Origin of the sequence: Bacterioplanoides pacificum (assembly GCF_042648445.1) — a bacterium.
Lineage (GTDB): Bacteria > Pseudomonadota > Gammaproteobacteria > Pseudomonadales > Oceanobacteraceae > Bacterioplanoides > Bacterioplanoides pacificum.
This window is the reverse complement of sequence record NZ_JBHRYB010000005.1, coordinates 845,498-864,925: the sequence shown is the minus strand read 5'-3', so window position 1 is coordinate 864,925 and position 19,428 is coordinate 845,498. Positions and strand designations below refer to the sequence as shown.

Genomic DNA, 19,428 nt, shown 5'->3' with positions numbered 1-19,428 from the left:
TGACCGACCAACCCGAAATTTGTTCTGCCGCCGGATCAGAGGCACATCCCTGTGCCTTTGATCCTACCGCAACATCCTGTTGCTGCTTTCGAACAAACACCGGGTCGGTCGTTATAATGCCGCGGATGCTGTGCTCTTTTAAAGCAGCGATAGGGATATCGCGCTAGCCCGGCAGGGGCAGGGATGCCCCTTCGGGGCGGCGGCTAAAAGAGCACAGTGTTGGCGGCATATCGGTGTTATTAAACAAAAAAAGCCCTGACGAATCAGGGCTTTCAATAAATCAGCGATGAATACTTAAACCGCTTTTGCCTGTGCCGCCGCATTACCAATGTAAGCCGCTGGCGTCATGGCGTTCAGCTCATCTTTCACCGCTTGTGGCAGTTCCAGACTGGCGATAAAGTCGCCCATCGCGTCCTGAGTGATGGCTTTACCACGGGTAAAGGCTTTCAGCTTTTCGTATGGCTGTTCAATGCCATAACGACGCATCACGGTCTGAATGGGCTCAGCCAGCACTTCCCAGGCGTTGTTCAGATCGTCGGCCAGGCGCTGTGCGTTGACTTCCAGTTTGCTGATACCTTTCATGGTGGCGGCATACGCGATCAGGCTGTAACCCGCACCAACGCCCATGTTGCGCAGTACGGTGGAGTCGGTGAGGTCGCGCTGCCAGCGGGAAATCGGCAGTTTTTGTGCCATGTGAGCCAATACCGCATTGGCCAGACCCAGATTGCCTTCGGAGTTTTCGAAGTCGATTGGGTTAACCTTATGTGGCATAGTGGAGGACCCCACTTCGCCAGCAATGGTTTTCTGCTTGAAGTAGCCGTTTGAGATGTAGGCCCAGATGTCGCGGTCAAAGTCGATGACGATGGTATTAAAGCGCGCGATGGCATCAAACAGCTCAGCAATGTAATCGTGTGGTTCGATCTGCGTGGTGTACGGGTTCCAGTTGATGCCCAGTGACGTCACAAAGGCTTCGGCGTTGGCTTGCCAGTCAACATCCGGGTAAGCGGAAATGTGAGCGTTGTAGTTACCCACCGCACCATTGATTTTACCCAGCAGCTGAACGTCTTCGATCTGTTTGATCTGACGTTCCAGGCGAGCGACGACGTTGGCCATCTCTTTGCCCAGTGTTGAAGGGGAGGCCGTCTGACCGTGGGTGCGAGACAACATTGGCAGTTCAGCGTGCTCGTGGGCCAGAGCACGAATGGCGTTGGCAATGTCGCGCATCGCAGGCAGCATCACATCGTCACGACCAGCGCGCAGCATGATGGCGTGTGACAGGTTGTTGATGTCTTCCGAGGTGCAGGCGAAGTGAACAAATTCATTCACTGTGTTCAGTTCTGCGTTGTCGGCGAACTTTTCTTTGATGAAATATTCAACCGCTTTAACGTCGTGGTTGGTGGTGGCCTCGATGTCTTTGATGCGTTGTGCATCGGCTTCGCTGAAATCGCTGACGATGGCATTCAGCTGCGCCTGAGTGGCGTCGGAAAAAGCCGGTACTTCGCTGATGGCTTCGTGGGCAGCCAGGCGTTGCAGCCAGCGGATTTCAACTTCAACGCGGGCGCGAATCAGGCCATATTCAGAAAAAATCGGACGCAGGGCGGCGGTTTTGCTGCCGTAACGGCCATCAATCGGTGAAATTGCAGTTAACGCAGACAGTTCCAGTGAGGTGGACATACGTACTCTCGACGAGGCAGTGAATGAAAAGGCGCAAGATTCTAACGGATTTTTCTGCTGAACTCAGCTTTCTTGATCGATTTTCTGGCGGAATCGTTTTGTCACACAAAGGTGATAGACTAACGCCTTCGTTTGCACCAACCCCAGAATGTTATGCTTGAGTCCTTGTTAAGTTATTCCGATCACCCGGCCTGGCTGGTGCTGATTGTGATTATTTCCACCTTTATGCTGGAAGATCTGGCCATTATCGGCGCTGCGCTGTTAGCGGCCAGCGGTAAGATGGCACCGGAAATGGCGTTTGTCGCTACCTGTGCCGGTATGTTTATCGGCGACAGCGCCTTGTATCTGTTTGGCCGGGCGGCCCATATTTCTCCCTGGCTGGCAAAACGCTTTGAACACGATCTGATTCAGCGTCAGGTCAGGCCGTTGCAACAGGCGCCCTGGCACCAGCTGGCGCTGATTCGTTGTATGCCGGGATTGCGTACCTTTGGTTATATCGCCTGTGGGCTGGCAAAAGTTCCGGGCTGGACCTTTACCGTGGCGAATGTGGTATCGATCTGGCTGTGGGCGGCGGCTATTTTTGGCGTGGCGTATGTGTTTGGCAAACAATACGCCGATTCTATGGCCGAATGGTTGTGGTGGTTGTTGCCGCTGGCGCTGATTATTTTTGTGCTGGGGCAGCGGCGCCTGCGTCAGAATATCGAACAGGAAGAACTGCAGGACTCCGGCCAGGTCAGCTGACCGGTGGCAGCAGCATACTTCAGAGACTGGCGATAGCGCCTTTGTTAACGCCTTCAAACGCCTGAACACTGACGTCGCTGTTAGGGTGGGAGGCTTTGATCTTCTGCGCCAGATGGCTGGCGATAAATTCGACTGTGGTGTCGCTGTTCATCAGGTAACAGTGGCTGGTGGGCAGCCATAATTCAAATTCCCCCTGTTGTGCCTGATAGCGATAATGAATCTGCTGCTCATCGCGGCCGATGATGTCTTCTTCACTGCCGAGGTAGATGTCCTGCCAGTCGGCGGCAATGTCCTGTTCCAGAGTGTTGTCGCGGTTGCCGTCGATAAAAATACGAATGCGCGAACGATGGCCATGGGCAATACGCTGGCAGTTGCCGGCGTGTTTTTTCAGGCCGTGGCTGTAATGATAAAACGCCCCTTTAATATTCTCGGCTTCGAAGCTCAGGCTGAGCTGCTCAACATTCACCGGGAAAAACGGCCGTAACTGTTCGATGCACCAGGCGGCGATGGAGTCGTTGTTAATGGTTTCAGCATCCACCAGAGCAACGGCCTGGCGGGGTGCTTTCATACGCAGACTCTGACCCTGGCCATAGTTCCAGAGAATGTCGACCTGATCGTCGCTGGTGCTGATCGTCAGGTTCGGGCTGTTCAGTGGCACCAGCAGGCGGTGGTCAACGTCGTCATCAAGCCAGTTGCGCAGCGTTTTTTTGACAATACCAAAGTCACAAATCATGCCCTGTTCGTCGAGGGCACCATCCAGCAGGGCAGAAGCCCACCAGGTTTCTCCCACCATGCCGCGCTCGGCATCGAGGTAACTGAAATCGACATTGGTTAACTGATCTACAAATAGCTGCATAAGGCCTCCGGAAAGCGGCGGGCATTCTAGCGAAAAAGCACCGCCAGCGCACCCGTAAACAACGCATTTTGGCGGGCTGGCAGGATTTACTTATCCTTACCAAACACCGGCCGGAAAACCCTGTTATGATAGCGCGCCACAGGCACCGTTGCGGCTTTTGGCAAGCAGAGTGTGTGCAGTTTACAGGGTACAGAGGTTTAGGTTCTGAGGTTTATGAACAAATTTGGTTTGGCTCCATTAGCCGCTGTTATCAGCGTGGCGCTGGTGGGCTGCAGTGATAACTCCGGCAGCTCATCGTCTTCTTCCAATATCAGCGTTTCCGTCAGTATCAATCAGCAGGATGTCAGCGCTGGTCTGGTACGCTCGCAGCTGATCGGTGAATCCGGCCTGCCAAGTACCAATTACGAACTGGAGCCCAATGTGGCGACCGTGCTGACCGGCGATGATGGGCTGGCGGATATGTCGATTCCACGTCAGGATGCTTACCTGTTTGAAAGCACCGGCCGGCAAGCTGATAGCGGTCGCGGAGTGGAACAAACACAACGTCGTTGCCAGTGGTTTGCCGGCTGTGGCGATAGCGCATTTGGCAGCAGCTATGCGACCAGTGCCGATTTGCAATGGCGCAGTGTGGTGTACAGCCCGGGCAATAACGATCGTTTTGTGGTAACGCCATTCACTGAGCTGGCGGCTGAGCTGGCGCTGCAGAAAATCTACCTTGAAACCTTTCAGCCATCCGATGGACAGGCGGCGCAGTCTGGTGTCTGGGATGACAGTGGTTATTACTCCAGTTATTCCATTCTGCAGTCGCTGTCTCAGGTGGGCCAGTTGTTCGGGTTGGAAAATATCCAGAGCTGTTTGCCGGCGGATCTGACCCGGTTAAACAGCCACACAGCACCGAGTAGCTGCAGTGCGCAGCAGTCGCTTCGTTACGGCGCTTTGCTGGCGGCCTGGCAACAGGCGAACCTGGACTATCTGGCCGCTGCCGATGCGGCAGAAATCAATCTGGCGCGTCAGGTAGGTAAAGAGCTGGTGACTAATGATGGCCAGTTATTACAGGCCGGTACCCTGGCCAATCACAGCGTTAACCTGCAGAGTCTGCTGGTCGCTGCGGCCGATAATCTGGAACAACTGAGCAATGCCGGTCATGTCACGAATGCTGACGTGAAGGCTCAGGTCAGTGCGGTGATCACCACATTGCGCAGTGATGCCGATCTGCTGGCGGCCAATCCGGATCAGCTTACCACAATCAGCCCGGCCAGTGTGGAAACCTTATTAGGCAAAGATGATAACAACGATGTATTGCTGGGCATTAAGCGCAGCAAAGCCTTTATTACCTTACTAAAAGATTATCAGAACACCTTTTTTGAAGAAGGTTATAAAGCCCGGCTGGAGAACTACGTTGAGCGCCTGAACGTCACCGGCAAAGTGCAGCAGCCCCACTTTAATCAGATCATTGATGCTTTTGTAAAAACCAAACAGCTGTATCTCGAATGCCTGATGGCGGATGGGAATTGTCCGGATCACCAGGGTGAAGCCGGCTGGCAGTGGCTGACTGATGTCAGTTTCAGTCAGCAGGTGATGACGCTGAACGGTGGTGCGATCCGTGTGTCGCAACGGGTGGCGGATATTAATCCTGCTGATGGCAATGACGATCCGGCCAGCTCCCAGGCAATCGATTTGCTGATTAAAGGCACCTACATCGCTGGAAGCGGTGATGATCAGCTGAAATTTGAGCTGAACCACCGCTATCGTACGGATGATGACAGCAGTGATGACAATATCAGCTCAGCTGCCGGTGTGCGGATTTATTACCCGCAGTCGGTGAGCCAGATCCAGACCAATGCCGATGAACTGGCTTATGAGATCCGCTGGCCGGATTTCCGGCTGTCGGCTTACGAGGGTGTTGCAGAAGCCGATGATGCTGTCAGCGCGGAACCTCTGCCGTCTGAAATTGAAGCCGAAGGGGATTTCCGCCAGTTTTATCTGGGCGTTAAAGACCCGGATAACGACGCGGCTGAGCGTCGTTATAACATCGAAAGTGTATCGCTGACCGGGCGTATCTCCGATGTCATTGGCGATGATGATGACGCCGATAAAAAAATCTCCGAAGTGATGGTCGCCGCGCGTTCAGATAATGCCGACAGTTTTTATCCGGAGCAGAAGTTCGCTTCGTTTAATGGCTTTTTATCGCAACGCAGCAATCCGCAGTATCCGCTTGGCCATGTACAGGACGGGTTGCTGCAATACCATTTTGGCGAAGAGCCGGTGGCCGGGCGCCAGGTGCAATTTATCGATCTGATTATCCCGCTCGGGGAGTCACAGCGTTACCGTTTTTATCCGGAACGGCTGGTCGAGGACCGCAGCGACCTGGATAACGACGGCGACTTTGATGAGCAGATTCTGAGTCACGATTTCGAACGCTGTGAGCTGGAGCAGGTGGCCGGCAGCACGGTGTGGACGGTAGCGCGCTGTGGTGGTAAAGAACGCTTGTTAGGTGAGCGTGATATTCAGAAATCGATCAATCAGTTATGGGAAATTGGCTATCTGTCGCGGATTACAGTGGATAATCGCGGTACCTATTTTATCGATTGGGATGATGTGGCCGGCAGTGAATTTTCACAGTGCCGTGAGTTAAATACCTTAAATCCGGCCGGTGCCAGCCTCAGTGGTACCTTATATGAACCTGCGGTTCTGGGGCTGAACAGCCTGCGCTTTAAGGCCGAGGTGGCACTCAATGATGGTGATCTGGCGACCAAGGACCCGGATACCCTGCTGGACGTGTCGCTGGTTATGAACTCCGCAGACAACTATCAGTTAAATGCGGCGTTATCCCACGATTATTCGTCGATCAGTAACAGTACCCTGAGTTATGGTGCCGGTGCCGATCTGGATCGTATCTTACTGAGTTACGATACCCGTGGTAGTGTGGCGACGTCGGGCAATCTGACGGTTTATAAAGACGGTGTTGTGCTGGGCATGAAAGAAAACAGCGACGGTGTTGAAGAGGACGATGTTGTCGACAGTGAGTTGATTGTGGCGATGCGCCAGATCAGTTCTGCTGAACCGTTGCCGTATACCTTTATCAGTAATAACGAGGGTAAATACCAGCGTTGTGTGTTGCGTGATGAGGCCGTCAGTGACGATGACAGTAGTCTGGCAGGCGCCATTATTCCGATTAATTTCCGTGGTGCTGTGTACGGCCAGATTCGCCAGGAAAACGGCGTCTGGGTGGCGCGCTTTATCAACGGTGAGTTTATGCCGCTGTTGTAACCGTGTGTGATGACTGACGCACGCTAAAGAAGCCCGGTACGCCGGGCTTCAGCTTGATGAAAACCCCTATTATTTAAATCCTGCTAATTCCCCCACCCGAAGGGTGGGAGAATAGCTCATAAACTTACATCTCCACCCCTCAGGGGTGGAGATACCAAAGTAAAGCTCTGCTTATTTTGAGTTATTAGTGGGGATTTTATCTGCAATGAAAGGGGCTGCTGGCCTTTGTAAGCAGTCCCAAGCCCGGTACGCCGGGCTTCTTTATGTCTGCTGTTTATTAAATTTCGCTTCAGGAGAACATCAGCCAGTGCATCAGAATACGGAAGCTGATGCCAATCAGGGCACCATAAATGGCCGGCCGAACCACGGCGGCTACCCGCTTACCGGCGGCAATCAGAATCGCCACGCCCGCAACATCCAGTGGAAATAACAACAGGCCCGCCAGCAGATTGATTTCCTGGCTGCTCAGCTGACCGGCATTAAATGCTTCTACTGCCAGTCCCATCATGGCGGTGCCACCGGCAACGTATTTGGTGATACCCAGCAACAGGGTTTCGCCGGGGTAGCCGAGGCCGGCTAACACGGGTGTTGTCAGTTGCTCGAGCCATTGAATGGCACCGCTGAGGGTGAATAATTTCACCGCCACCAATGCCACTACCAATAGCGGCAGTGCCCCCATGGCGATATCCCAGGCATCCTGGCCGGCTTTGCGGATCACCGCCAGCAGGTCGCCGCCGCGGTTCTGGTCGTCGGTGAGACTTTCACCAAGCTGTTCTTCGTTGTTCAGTTGCCGGCCAAAGCCGTAATAACAAGCGGCGGCGGCCAATAAACCTCCGCCCAGAGCAATCAGCATGGTGGCGGGAATATTCAGACCAACCGCCGCCATCGGAAACACCACGTTAGCCTGAGCCAGGGCCAATACCATGGCAAAGGTGGCGGCGATATGGCGGTCGGAGGCACCGCCACGGGCCATCATCGCCAGCGTGGCAATGGGTGCGGCAAAGCTCACCATCAATACCTGAATCATGGCGAAGACGCCCATGCCGGTCAGGCCAAAGGGGCGCAGTACCGGGGTCAGCAAGGTTACTATGCGTTGCAGCCAGCCCCGGGCCTCCAGCCAGCGCATCAGACTGAGCATGATGATCATGATGGGTAACAAAATAAACAGCGCCAGTTCAACGGCCGAGCGGCCGGACTGCAACACCAGAGTGGCGATCTGATCCATAAGCGGGTTCTTATTGAGTGGCCGATCACCATAGCGCCGGAAACACCGTGCTGCAATCCGACCTGAGTCGTTGTGAGCGGCTGGGTGAATATTGTTCGTATTTATGCGCCTTATCCCCGACATTAACAGCGCTTATAGGAGAAGGGCGCGGCTATAGGTATACTTCGGCAACTTTATATTGGGTAAGCAGCTGGTTTCGGCCGCCTGCGGACTCTGAGAACTCGAGTTGTTGTTCACACACTCACTAGCAAATTGAGGCTTAATCATGACTGCATACGTTCAGAAGGGTGGCATTCAGGTCGCTCAGGAACTGTACGATTTCATCACCGAAAAAGCGATTCCGGGTACCGGCGTAGACGCGGAAAAATTCTGGGCTGACTTCGATAAAATCGCGAACGAACTGGCTCCTAAGAATAAAGCGCTGCTGGCTAAGCGTGATGACCTGCAGGCTAAAATTGACGCTTATCACACTGAGCGTCAGGGCCAGCCTCTGAACTTTGCAGAATACAAAGCATTCCTGCAGGAAATTGGTTACCTGCTGCCGGAAGGTGAAGACTTCCAGGCGACCACCGCAAATGTTGAGCCGGAAATTGCTCAAATGGCGGGTCCTCAGCTGGTTGTACCGGTAATGAACGCTCGTTTTGCCCTGAACGCGGCGAACGCTCGCTGGGGTTCTCTGTACGATGCGCTGTACGGTACTAAAGCGATCTCTGAAGAAGGTGGCGCTGAGAAAGGTCCGGGTTACAACCAGGTACGTGGCGACAAAGTGATTGCCTACGCTCGTGGCTTCCTGAATGAAGCCGCTCCGCTGGCGGCTGGTGACCACGTTGACAGCACTCGATACGCGATCGAAGGCGGCAAACTGGTTGTGACGCTGAAAGACGGTTCTGTAACCGGTCTGAAAGACGAAGCTCAGCTGCAGGGTTTCACCGGTGATGCCGCTGCACCAACCGGCATTCTGCTGAAAAACAACGGCCTGCGTTTTGAACTTCAGATCGATGCTTCCAGCCCGATCGGTTCCACCGATGCCGCTGGCGTAAAAGACATCCTGATGGAATCCGCTCTGACCACCATTATGGACTGTGAAGACTCTGTTGCTGCGGTTGATGCGGCAGACAAAGTCGTTACTTATGGTAACTGGTTAGGCCTGATGAAAGGTGATCTGGCGGAAGAAGTCTCTAAAGGTGGCAAGACCTTCACCCGTACTATGAACGCTGATCGTGAATACACAGGTCTGAACGGTGAAACCTTCTCTGTGAAGGGCCGTTCTATGCTGTTCGTACGTAATGTTGGTCACCTGATGACTAACCCGGCAATCCTGCTGGCTGATGGTTCTGAAGTACCGGAAGGCATAATGGATGGCATGATGACCACTCTGATTGCGATGCATGACCTGAAGGGCAATGCGCCATTCCAGAACTCAACCACTGGCTCAGTCAACATCGTTAAACCTAAGATGCACGGTCCGGAAGAAGTGGCATTTGCTAACGAGCTGTTCGGTCGTATCGAAGACGCGCTGGAATTACCCCGTTTCACCATGAAAATGGGCATCATGGACGAAGAGCGTCGTACCACGGTTAACCTGAAAGAGTGTATCCGTGCGGCCAAAGATCGTGTTGTCTTCATCAATACCGGTTTCTTAGACCGTACCGGTGATGAGTTGCACACCTCTATGCTGGCGGGTCCGTTTGTTGCGAAAACCCTGATGAAGCAACAAACCTGGATCAATGCTTACGAAGATTGGAACGTCGACACCGGTCTGGAAACAGGCCTGTCAGGTCGTGCTCAGATCGGTAAAGGCATGTGGCCTATCCCGGACGAAATGGGCATGATGATGGAGCAGAAAATCGGCCATCCGAAAGCCGGTGCCAACACTGCCTGGGTTCCATCGCCAACCGCCGCGACGCTGCACGCTATGCACTACCACAAGGTAGACGTCTTCGCAGTACAGGAAGAACTGAAACAGCGTCAGCACGCCAACGTAGACGATATCCTGACTGTGCCGCTGATGAGCAAAGAAGAAGCGGATGCGTTAGCGCCTGAGTTTATCCAGAACGAAATCGACAACAACTGTCAGGGCATCCTGGGTTACGTTGTGCGCTGGGTTGATCAGGGTGTTGGTTGTTCCAAAGTACCGGACATCAATAACGTTGGTCTGATGGAAGACCGTGCAACACTGCGTATTTCTTCTCAGCACGTAGCGAACTGGTTAGAGCATGGTATTTGTACCAAAGAACAGGTTGAAGACAGCCTGAAGCGTATGGCAGCGATTGTTGATGGCCAGAACGCCAACGATCCGGCTTACATTCCGATGGCGCCAAACTTCGATGGTATCGCCTTCCAGGCCGCTTCTGACCTGATCTTCAAAGGTAAAGAGCAGCCAAGTGGTTACACTGAGCCACTGCTGCACGCTTACCGCCTGAAGTTTAAGGCAGCAAACTAATCTGAAGTAATTCAATTGGTTATGCTTCTCCGTTAAGAAGATAAAAAACCCGGTCATGTTTTTATGGCCGGGTTTTTTTTATTGATAACGCGTGTAAAGTGGCGGTAAAACGACAGGGAAGCGCTAGGCAGATAGATGGCTTCCCGTACAATCACCATCGTAGTCAGAATCAGAAGAATAATTATGTTTAAGTCTTGCCAGAGTATCCTTGCGCTCGCAATGGTTGCTTCCTTAACCGCCTGCAGCGGTAACTCCAGCAGTACCATCAATAATGCGCGTGCCGATAAAGTTCGTGGTTATTTGGGCGCCGCCAATATTGCTGCTGCCAACGTTCAGGCGGTGGCGGTATCGAATCAGGGGCAGCCGGAAACCACCGTTAACAACAATAATGAGCTGGTGCTGGCGGGTGCCAAAACGGTTTCGGCACCAACCGGTTTTTATCAGGTGAATATTGATAATGACCGTATTGGTTACCCGACGGTTGTGATCGTAACCTCTCCTGAAGAACAGGCGCGCATGCGTTGTGAGGTCACCAGCGGCTGTGGCGATGTGGCGTATCTGGGGGATATTAAACTTGGCAGCGACTTTGAATATCGTGCGCTGGTTACGGATGCCGCCGCCGATATGGCTATTAATGTGAACTGGCTGACGCATGTGGCCAACGCCTTTGCCTATACCATTTATATTGACGACAGCGATGATGATGTGAATAACCCGGATAAACCTCAGCCGGGGATTTACAGTCGGTATCGCATCGATCTGGCGAATAAAACCTTGTCGGCCATTTTTAAGGTGCCGGATATTTTGTCGGTACAGCCGATTGCGCCGTCTCAGATCGCTCAACAAACCAGCATGAAACTGGCACTGCAGGAGCAGGGTATTTACCTGGGGGCCGTGCTGGCATCCATTCAGCTGCTAAAACCGGATGACCTCAGTTACACCGCGTTTCTTAATCGGCTGATTACCGACTTTAATCTGCATCAGGGCGCCTGGCTACAGAACGACAACGATGTGAACAGCGTGTCACTGTTTGATATTTATCAGGCGGCTGAAGAGATTTTGCGCGGCAATATCGCGCATCTGCGCAATCAGGGTGTGGTGGTGCCGTCGATTGCCACGGTGGTCGCCGATCAGTTACAGGCGCAACAAACGGCTCTGGCCGGAAAAGAAGGGTATTACACCGTCGCTCCGGATATCAGTCTGTCGGCTTCGGCTCAGCGTGAATTCGATAAAATCGAAGACGCCAAAACCTTTATCGCCGACTTAAATACCCGCTTTTTAAATTTCACCGGATCGGATGCCAACAGCTGTACCGGTGCTGATGATGATCCGCAGGATTGTGTCCCCAGTTTTGTTGATCCTCAGTATATCAGCGATGTGAAAACCTATGTTCAGGATGGCCGGGTGGCGTTAAAAGCGACGGCGCCGGATTTGATGCTGGCGTTTTCTACGTTGCGGGATGGTCTGCAAAGCTATCTTGCGGTATTAAATGGTGATACTGCGCCTCTCCCTGCCGGTATGAGTGTTGAAACCCTGAAGTTGGCGGATAACGATGGTCTGGAAGATGAGACCGGTGAATCCGAAAAACTGGTGATTACCAGTGGCGCCAACGGCGAATACAAGTTGTATCTGAGTTTACTGGGAGATGAAAACACACCACGTAAGCCGGGTGTGGTGACGGATGAAGGTCCGGATAAAGGCAAGCAAAAATATTATCTGTTCCGCATCTTTATCGAAGGCGAGCTGGAGACCGGTGGCGGCGCCGAAAAAACCGTTTTCCATTTTGACGTTGGCAGCAACTCGGCTGGCGTAAAAAGCAAAGCGTATGTTGAAGTGGAATACGAAGACGACACGTTGGTGCCGCCGTTAATGGCAACGGCAGAACCGTTGACCTATCAGCTCAGCTGGCCACAAATCCGTAGCGAAAAAATGGGTGGCACCACCCAGCAGGACTTCACTCAGTTGTTTGAAGCCGATCTGGCCGGTATAGCTGATCCATTATTACCGGACAGCGAATATCGCTATAACCTGAAAGCATTACGTTATCGGTTGTTGGCGGAAGGTCCGTTACTGGAAACGCCGGAGGACGACGATGATGAAGGTAAGCGTGACCGAATGGAGGGTGTGATTAGTCTGAGTTCATCGGCCTGGAGCCTGTATTACCCGCAACATAAATGGCCCGATATGACGGACTTTCTGACCTTCCGGCCGGGGTTTGATGTGAATGCATCGGAGGATGATGTATTCCGTTATTTTGTCGCCACTGAAGATATCGATGGTGACAACGTTCAGTATCTGGACCTGCAGCTGTTGGATGATCAGCAGAGCGTACAGCAGGGCTGGCGTTACCGCTTTTTCCCGGATGCCGACGATACGCAATATTTCGCCATGCAAAGCTGCGAGCTGGATAACAGCGTGGCGGATGCGCCGGTTGTGGTTGCGTCTAGCTGTGGCGACAAGGTGAAACGTAAAGCGCCGGAAGCGCTGGCAGATTTAGAACACTTGGCAGAGAAACTGTTGCTGGAGATTTACCCGGATACGGTGACTGCCAATCGTGGGCCTTTCCGGCCGATGTTTCCGGTATCGGCCAGCAAGGCCGCTGCGGACTTAACCAGCGGCGCCTGGACCCTGTTGAAAGGCCGGGTTGTACGGCGTACCGATGGCCTGTTCGAATACCGGGTGGGCGAAGAAACGATCAAAACCGACGGTGTTGATGAGCTGGTGACCTATCTGGAAGTGGATGTGCGTGCAGAAGCGGAGGAGGGGAGTAACCTCAGAAAGCCAGCGATTATCCAGCGTTACCGCCTGTTCCCGTTAAGCGGCGAAACGGAAAAATTCAATCTGCAGCGTTGTTCGGTCGGCTTTGACGCTGAGAATAAACGTGAAGCGAAAAGCTGTGACGCTAAAACAGAAATTGCCGGTGAACCCAAAGTTGAGACCTTGTTGGCCGGCCTGAACGGCTTATCATTCCTGGTGCCGGGCCATGGCAGTTACCAGATGCAATTACCCACGGAAGTGATTATTGATGATGACGGCAACGAAGTAACGCGACCGGTGTTTGCCGCCGATCTGGGGGTTGGCGACAGTGATGTGGTGGCGGGTGTGCTGGTGGCGCCATTAAGTCTGGCGTATGACCTGATCACGTTACGTATCGGCGGTGAGCTGTACGATCGTAACCCGGCGGATGATGCCGATGGGCCGGTCGGTATTGGCCCGCTGATTATTGATGCCAAACTCAAAGTGCTGGCTAAAGATGTGTTCGATATCTCTCTGACGGTGGGTTACGACTACCGCTATCTGGTGGATGTGGTGCCTACCGGTGAGAACGCACAGAGTTTCTATCTGGCGTATCAGGCCGGTTTTGGCAACCTGAGCGCACCGGAAGAAATCGGCTCCTTCCTGGTATTCCGTGGCGGTGTTTCCATCGCGGGTGGTGACCCGGAAAGTATCGGCATCTTTGCCACCAGTGTGGCGGAATACGAGCTGACGGAAGCGCAAACCGGCACCTCGGCCTGTGGTGTGGTTAACCGCGACTACGATGTGGTGGGCAGTTGCAGTAACCTGGCGTATCTGGGTTACAAAGGCTCGTTGCTGGCCGTGGTGCGGGAAGAGCGTGACGGCGTGTATATTGCCCGCTTTGTAAATGGTGATTTTATACTGTTGGGGATGTGAACATAAGCATGTCTTTTCTTGGTGGGCGGTCCATTGTTCTGCTGTTGCTATTGACGATCATTTTACCGGTTTCAGCGCAACAGAATTCGATATTTTCTGGCCTTACGCTTCAGGCCAGTTCCGCACCGGTTCCGGTATCTGACATGATCAACGGCTGGGATGGGCCATTCCAGCCGGGTGACTATGCTTATGCAGATGGGAGGATTTCCTTTGGGTTCGGCTACCATGGCTGGACCCTCAAGCGTGAGCAGCGCTGGTATTATTATCTGGAGTTTTCAGAACAAACATCGCGTACATTTAGTGCCCTTGAGCGTGGTGATGATATCGATTCGGGCGTTATCGATTTAAAGGTGTGGGCGTTTGAGTCTTATGGCTTGTCAATATTGCGGAAGTTCTCGCTTACGGATGATCTGGCTATTGAGCCTGAAATTTCATTTTATCGTATTGGGCACCATCAATATGGCAAGCTAACCGCAGTCGTTGATAGTGGCTTGAGTCAAGGGGAAATAGAAGGTGCTGTTGGACTCGACTATACGTTCGACGAATATAAAATAGGCTGGCCCGATCATTTGAAATTTCTTGAAGCAAATGAGTTTAATACGTTGAGTTTTGACGATAGAGATAAAGGTGAAGGCCTCTCTTTCAATCTATCTATCCTTTACCAATATAGCAAGAACTGGAACTTGAACATCACCTTGTTGGATGCTTGGAATCGTCAGCGATTTTCTAGCACTGTTAATCAGAAGGTGTGTTCCCAGTCTGGCCAACCTTCCAATCCATTGTGCGGCAGTAATGGTCTATCTGGGGGAAATCAGGTCTACTCTTTTTCATCTACGATTCCAGTGACTCTGGATTCAGTCCTCAGTTATCAGCCTTGGGATGCTAAGGTGTCCTATTTCCAGCATGGCCGTTATCGCCGTCTGGGTATCTCCAAATTCTGGAAGTTTGGCGGTCATCGACTATCAGTTTCTGGGTATTCCGATAGGCAATTGGGTGTTGGGTGGCAAGGTCGCTGGCATTTACTCCAGCTCTCGGCCGATGAGTCGGAGGCGGCTCGTATACGTGACCTGGAGCTGACACTAACGTTTCAATTCCACTGGTGAGCGCTGAACTGCGGCGTAAAATCCGCTATTATGCCGCGACTTATTGAAGCCAGCAGACATCATGTATCTCGACCACTTTGGCCTGACCCGTTTCCCGTTCAGTATTGCTCCGGACCCTGACTTCCTGTACCCGACATCCGGCCATCAGGAGGCACTGGCGCATCTGCATTATGCCTTTACCGGTATGAGTGGCCTGGTGTGCCTGACCGGTGAGGTGGGAACCGGAAAGACCACGGTCTGCCGCGCGTTTATGGCAGCCGCGCCGGAGCATGTGCGGCTTGCATACCTGTTTAACCCTCAGTTGTCACCACTGGAGCTGCTGCAATCGGTGTGTGATGAACTGGCGGTTGATTATCCGGCGGATGCATCACTGAAAACTCTCTACCAGTGTCTGAATGAAGCCTTGCTGCAGATGTACAGTCAGGGCCAGAAGGTGATTTGTGTTATTGACGAAGCGCAGGCGATGCCAGCGCCGCTGTTAGAGCAGATCCGGCTGTTAACCAATCTGGAAACCAGCAAAGAAAAGCTGCTGACGGTGATCCTGGTCGGCCAGCCTGAGCTGAATGAACTGTTAGCCAGGCACGATTTACGTCAGCTGAGTCAGCGTATTACGGCACGTTTTCACTTGCGCCACCTTTCCGCTGCGGAAGCACTGAGTTATGTCCACCATCGCACCCGTCAGGCGGGCTGCGAGCAGGTGTTGTTCGACGACGCGGCGATTCAGGCCTTATGGCGTGCCAGTGCGGGAGTGCCGCGGTTATTAAATACCCTGGCTGACCGGGCGTTATTAGCCGCGTATGCAGCGGGCAGCCAAAAGGTCAGTAAGGCACAGGCCAAAATGGCCGCTGCCGAAGTGCTGGGGGCGGCTCAGCCGCCGTCTGCAGCGCAGCCCAATAAGCGTCCTGCCGGCCGCTGGCGCCTGGCAATGGTTCTGCTGGCGGTGCTGGCTCTGAGCAGCTGGCTGCTAACGGATACAGCGTTGCATCAGTCATGGCAACGGTTGTCGCTGGCTGAGCGCTGGTTCAGTGCTGCCGGCCCGGTGCAGCTGCTGACCCGGGATCTGGTGGAATCCCGGCAGCTGCCGTCAGAGCAACAACATTGTGACCAGCTGGCCGGCACCGGCTGGCAGTGTTTATGGGTCGAGTGGCCACTGGCCGAGTTACAGGCATCGGCCAGCCGGGTGGCGTTACAGATTCAGCCACACGATGCTGATGACAGCCGCTGGCAGCGGTTGCAGACATTTAATCCGGGCCAGGGACGTTATCTCAATCAGGCGTTGATTGTCTGGCAGCCGCCGGCCGGCTACCAGCAACTGATTCGCCCGGGCCAGCGTTCTCCGGTTATTGCCTGGGTGCGTGACAAGCTGGGTATGCGCTGGGGGGAGGACTGGCAGGTGATCGGCAATACCGGAAGCGGAGCGGATATGGCGAATTTTTATGACCCTCTGCTGGCTCGCGAGGTCGCTGATTTTCAGCGTCGTAATGGCTTGCAGGCGGATAAAATCCTCGGGCCGCGGACCTTGCTGAAGATGCAACGAATGACGGATGGCGGAGGTCAGGGCTGATGTCGACCATTCTGGATGCGTTAAAAAAGTCAGAGCAGCAGCGCCAGCAACAACAACGCCAGCAACAACAAGGCCAGCAACAGGACCAGCCTGCGGGCCAACAACCGCCATCATCGCCTGATTGGCTGATGTCGGACGCTCCGGCCAGTGGCCGTAGCCCGATGATGTTTGGTTTGTTGGCCGGTGCCCTGTTGGTGGTGCTGAGTCTGCTGATTTATCAGCAATTGCAGCCAGCGTCTGCTGTGCCTCAGAGTCACGGCCAGCCAACTGTCGATCACTCCACTCAGTCGCCACGGCCGGTGGTAGCAGAATCTGAAGTTGTTCAGGAAACGCAGATAGCGGTTGCGTCGCCACCGCTTGTGGCGGCAACAGAGGTCGTTGCCGCGGCTGACATCGGAATATCTTCGCCAGCAGCCGCAACAAAAACGACAGCACCCGTACCAGCAACAACAGCGCCCGCAAGCACACAGTCTCACGCTCAGCGGCCTGATGCTGTGGTACGTGCTGAGCGGGTGTTGCCGCCGTTGGATGAACTGCGCAAAGTCCCCGATCTGATTATAACCGGCCACATTTACAGTTCGGTCGCGGATAAACGCAGCGTCAGTATGAATGGCCGTGAATGGCAGGAAGGTGAATACATCACTGCCGAAGTGCGGCTGACCGATATCACTCAGGATGGCATCGTCATCGACATCAATGGCTGGCGCTTGCCGGTCAAACGTAACAAGGGATGGCAAGCCATCGCGGGCCATTAATCATGCTGCAGAAAGAAACCAAAGAGCGCATTCAGGCGTTGTACCGTGAATGTATTGCCGAACTGAAGCTGAAGCCACGTTATGGCCAGCGGGTGATGATTGCCGAAGTGGCAAAAACCCTGGCGGCGGTACAGGAAGATGACAAAGGTGTGCGCGACAACAATCAGGGCATTGCGGTGGTGGAAGCGGGTACAGGTACGGGTAAAACTCTGGCGTATTTGCTGGGAGCTTTACCGCTGGCGATCGAGCGGGAGAAGAAGCTGCTGATCAGTACCGCTACTGTGGCGTTGCAGGAGCAGATCCTCGATAAAGATCTGCCAAACTTGAAAAGAACCATTTCTCTGCCGTTTAACTTTGCTCTGGCTAAAGGCCGTGGCCGGTATTTGTGTCTGCTGAAGCTGGATAAAGCATTGCAGCAATTGTCCGGCTTGTTGTCGACCACTGTGGATCTGTTTGAACAAACACCCGAAGAGCAGGATAAAGAGCTGTATGAAGCCATGTTGCTGGCCTATGGCAAAGGCGACTGGGACGGTGACCGGGATCGCTGGCCGGATGAGGTGGAAAATAACCAGTGGAGCCATCTGACGGCGACCCACCGGGAGTGTTCAAACCGTCGTTGTCAGCACTTTGATAACTGCTCGTTTTTTAAAGCCCGCAAGGCGATGGAAGATGCCGATATTATCGTTGCCAACCATGATCTGGTGTTATCGGATTTGTCGCTGGGGGGTGGTGCGGTATTGCCGGCGCCGGATAAAACCATTTATGTGCTGGATGAAGGCCATCATCTGGCCGATAAAGCGCTCAATCATTTCCGTCTTGAGATGGCGGTCAGAAGCACACGAAAATGGCTGACTCAACTGGAAAAAGGCATCGAACAATTTGCCGCGGCGGCGGGTATTCCTCACGATATGATCGCCGCTTTTGGCCAGGCGCCGGGACAGATTCGCGACATTGTGCAAACCATCAGCCTGGTATGGCCTCTGGTGATGGAGATGCTGGGTGAACAGGACCGGCTGCGTTTTGAATTCGGCCAGATGCCCGACAACCTGCGCCAACTGCTGGTGAATATTAAAGAACCGTTGCAGCCATTAGTGTTGTGTCTTGACCGGCTCAGTGAGGCGTTACAGAAATCGCTTGATCCTAAAGCGGACGGTGATTTTTCACTGGATGTGGCGGAAAGCTGGCAGGCGCCGATGGGAATTATGCATGCCCGGCTGGAACAGTTGTCGGAGGCGGTTTCCTGGCTGGCGGCGGAAGATAAAGAAGGCGAGTTACCGGTGGCCCGTTGGCTTGCTAAGGTGCCGTATGGCGATGATTGGGATATCCGTATTTCAGCATCACCGATTTCGGTGGCTGAACAGTTGCGCAAAAACCTGTGGTGGCGCTGTTATGGTGCGGTATTAACGTCTGCCACACTGACCGCGCTGAACAGTTTTAATAACCTCAGTTTCGAAACCGGGTTGCCGGATTGGGCTAATTATCAGCGGGTACCGTCGCCGTTTAATTACCCGCAACTGGGTGAGTTGCAAACGGTTAATTTAAATTCCGATCCTAAAAGTGAGCAGTTCCAGCAGGATGTGGAGCAGTGGCTGAAGGACAATGTCGATTCGTCTCAGGGCACGCTGGTGTTGTTCAGCTCCCGGGCGCAGCTGGAGGCGACCCGCGATACATTTATCAGCGACTGGTACGAACATCTGTTGTGTCAGGGGTTTTTACCTAAGGCGGAAATTGTACGGCGGCATAAACAACGCATTGATGACGGCCAGGGGAATGTCATTTTTGGTCTGGCCAGTTTTGCCGAAGGCATCGATTTGCCCGGTGATTACGTCACCCATGTGGTGATTGTGAAAATTCCGTTCGCTGTGCCGGATGACCCGATTCAGGCTGCCACCAGCGAATGGCTGGAAAGCCGTGGCCGTAACCCGTTTATGGATCTGACCTTACCGGCAGCGTCGGTACGGCTGGTACAGGCCTGTGGCCGGCTGATTCGCAAAGAGGATGACCGTGGTCGGGTCAGTATTCTTGATAAGCGCCTGATCTCTCACCGTTACGGCAAGTTATTGCTCGACGCTTTGCCGCCATTGCGACGTATCTCCTGAGACACGGGCTTTGGCGGATACAAAAA

11 protein-coding genes are annotated in these 19,428 nt (G+C 53.5%); 8 read left to right on the top strand and 3 right to left on the bottom strand.

Annotated features, from left to right (window positions below; all coding sequences use genetic code 11):
- Positions 1-294: 294 nt before the first annotated feature.
- Positions 295-1,662, bottom strand: coding sequence for an adenylosuccinate lyase (gene purB / locus ACFOMG_RS08520; RefSeq protein WP_376866212.1), 1,368 nt, complete (start codon positions 1,660-1,662; stop codon positions 295-297).
- A 165-nt stretch (positions 1,663-1,827) separates the two neighbouring features.
- Here purB and ACFOMG_RS08515 point away from each other — a divergent pair, with 165 nt between their 5' ends.
- Entirely contained in the window at positions 1,828-2,415 is a 588-nt protein-coding gene (locus ACFOMG_RS08515; protein ID WP_376866005.1) for a DedA family protein, read from the top strand.
- Positions 2,416-2,434: 19 nt separating this feature from the next.
- Here the strand turns inward: ACFOMG_RS08515 and ACFOMG_RS08510 are convergent, their stop codons facing one another.
- Positions 2,435-3,271, bottom strand: coding sequence for a 6-carboxytetrahydropterin synthase (locus ACFOMG_RS08510; protein WP_376866004.1), 837 nt, complete (start codon positions 3,269-3,271; stop codon positions 2,435-2,437).
- A 213-nt stretch (positions 3,272-3,484) separates the two neighbouring features.
- Between ACFOMG_RS08510 and ACFOMG_RS08505 the strand changes: the two genes are divergently transcribed.
- Positions 3,485-6,541, top strand: coding sequence for a hypothetical protein (locus ACFOMG_RS08505; RefSeq protein WP_376866003.1), 3,057 nt, complete (start codon positions 3,485-3,487; stop codon positions 6,539-6,541).
- Between the two features lie 289 nt (positions 6,542-6,830).
- Here the strand turns inward: ACFOMG_RS08505 and ACFOMG_RS08500 are convergent, their stop codons facing one another.
- On the bottom strand, positions 6,831-7,766 hold the full coding sequence (locus ACFOMG_RS08500; RefSeq protein WP_376866002.1) for a nucleoside recognition domain-containing protein: 936 nt from the start codon (positions 7,764-7,766) through the stop codon (positions 6,831-6,833).
- A gap of 265 nt (positions 7,767-8,031) precedes the next feature.
- On the opposite strand from ACFOMG_RS08500, the gene ACFOMG_RS08495 reads away from it, so the two are divergent.
- The 6 genes from ACFOMG_RS08495 (at position 8,032) to dinG (ending at position 19,402) form a co-directional block, all read left to right on the top strand.
- Positions 8,032-10,209, top strand: coding sequence for a malate synthase G (locus tag ACFOMG_RS08495; protein ID WP_376866000.1), 2,178 nt, complete (start codon positions 8,032-8,034; stop codon positions 10,207-10,209).
- 183 nt (positions 10,210-10,392) lie between these two features.
- Complete coding sequence (locus tag ACFOMG_RS08490; RefSeq protein WP_376865999.1) at positions 10,393-13,881, top strand: hypothetical protein; 3,489 nt, start codon at positions 10,393-10,395, stop codon at positions 13,879-13,881.
- Positions 13,882-13,889: 8 nt separating this feature from the next.
- Positions 13,890-14,984, top strand: coding sequence for a hypothetical protein (locus ACFOMG_RS08485; protein ID WP_376865998.1), 1,095 nt, complete (start codon positions 13,890-13,892; stop codon positions 14,982-14,984).
- Positions 14,985-15,045: 61 nt separating this feature from the next.
- A complete protein-coding gene (locus ACFOMG_RS08480; protein WP_376865997.1) occupies positions 15,046-16,548 on the top strand; it encodes an ExeA family protein in 1,503 nt (500 codons plus the stop codon).
- Positions 16,548-17,303 carry a general secretion pathway protein GspB gene (locus tag ACFOMG_RS08475; RefSeq protein ID WP_376865996.1) on the top strand — a complete coding sequence of 252 codons (756 nt, stop codon included), beginning with the start codon at positions 16,548-16,550 and terminating at the stop codon, positions 17,301-17,303. The genes ACFOMG_RS08480 and ACFOMG_RS08475 overlap by 1 nt, the downstream gene beginning before the upstream one ends.
- The gene (gene dinG, locus ACFOMG_RS08470) at positions 17,279-19,402 is read left to right on the top strand and encodes an ATP-dependent DNA helicase DinG (RefSeq protein WP_376865994.1); all 2,124 of its coding nucleotides are present in this window, start codon (positions 17,279-17,281) and stop codon (positions 19,400-19,402) included. The genes ACFOMG_RS08475 and dinG overlap by 25 nt, the downstream gene beginning before the upstream one ends.
- The last annotated feature ends 26 nt before the right edge of the window (positions 19,403-19,428 follow it).

What these genes read in the sequence shown, in the direction of transcription:
- ACFOMG_RS08495 (WP_376866000.1), top strand. Translation starts at nt 8,032, where the DNA reads ATGACTGCATACGTTCAGAAGGGTGGCATTCAGGTCGCTCAGGAACTG.
- ACFOMG_RS08490 (WP_376865999.1), top strand. Translation starts at nt 10,393, where the DNA reads ATGTTTAAGTCTTGCCAGAGTATCCTTGCGCTCGCAATGGTTGCTTCC.
- ACFOMG_RS08475 (WP_376865996.1), top strand. Translation starts at nt 16,548, where the DNA reads ATGTCGACCATTCTGGATGCGTTAAAAAAGTCAGAGCAGCAGCGCCAG.
- dinG (WP_376865994.1), top strand. Translation starts at nt 17,279, where the DNA reads ATGGCAAGCCATCGCGGGCCATTAATCATGCTGCAGAAAGAAACCAAA.
- ACFOMG_RS08485 (WP_376865998.1), top strand. Translation starts at nt 13,890, where the DNA reads ATGTCTTTTCTTGGTGGGCGGTCCATTGTTCTGCTGTTGCTATTGACG.
- ACFOMG_RS08480 (WP_376865997.1), top strand. Translation starts at nt 15,046, where the DNA reads ATGTATCTCGACCACTTTGGCCTGACCCGTTTCCCGTTCAGTATTGCT.
- ACFOMG_RS08505 (WP_376866003.1), top strand. Translation starts at nt 3,485, where the DNA reads ATGAACAAATTTGGTTTGGCTCCATTAGCCGCTGTTATCAGCGTGGCG.
- ACFOMG_RS08510 (WP_376866004.1), bottom strand. Translation starts at nt 3,271, where the DNA reads ATGCAGCTATTTGTAGATCAGTTAACCAATGTCGATTTCAGTTACCTC.
- ACFOMG_RS08515 (WP_376866005.1), top strand. Translation starts at nt 1,828, where the DNA reads ATGCTTGAGTCCTTGTTAAGTTATTCCGATCACCCGGCCTGGCTGGTG.
- ACFOMG_RS08500 (WP_376866002.1), bottom strand. Translation starts at nt 7,766, where the DNA reads ATGGATCAGATCGCCACTCTGGTGTTGCAGTCCGGCCGCTCGGCCGTT.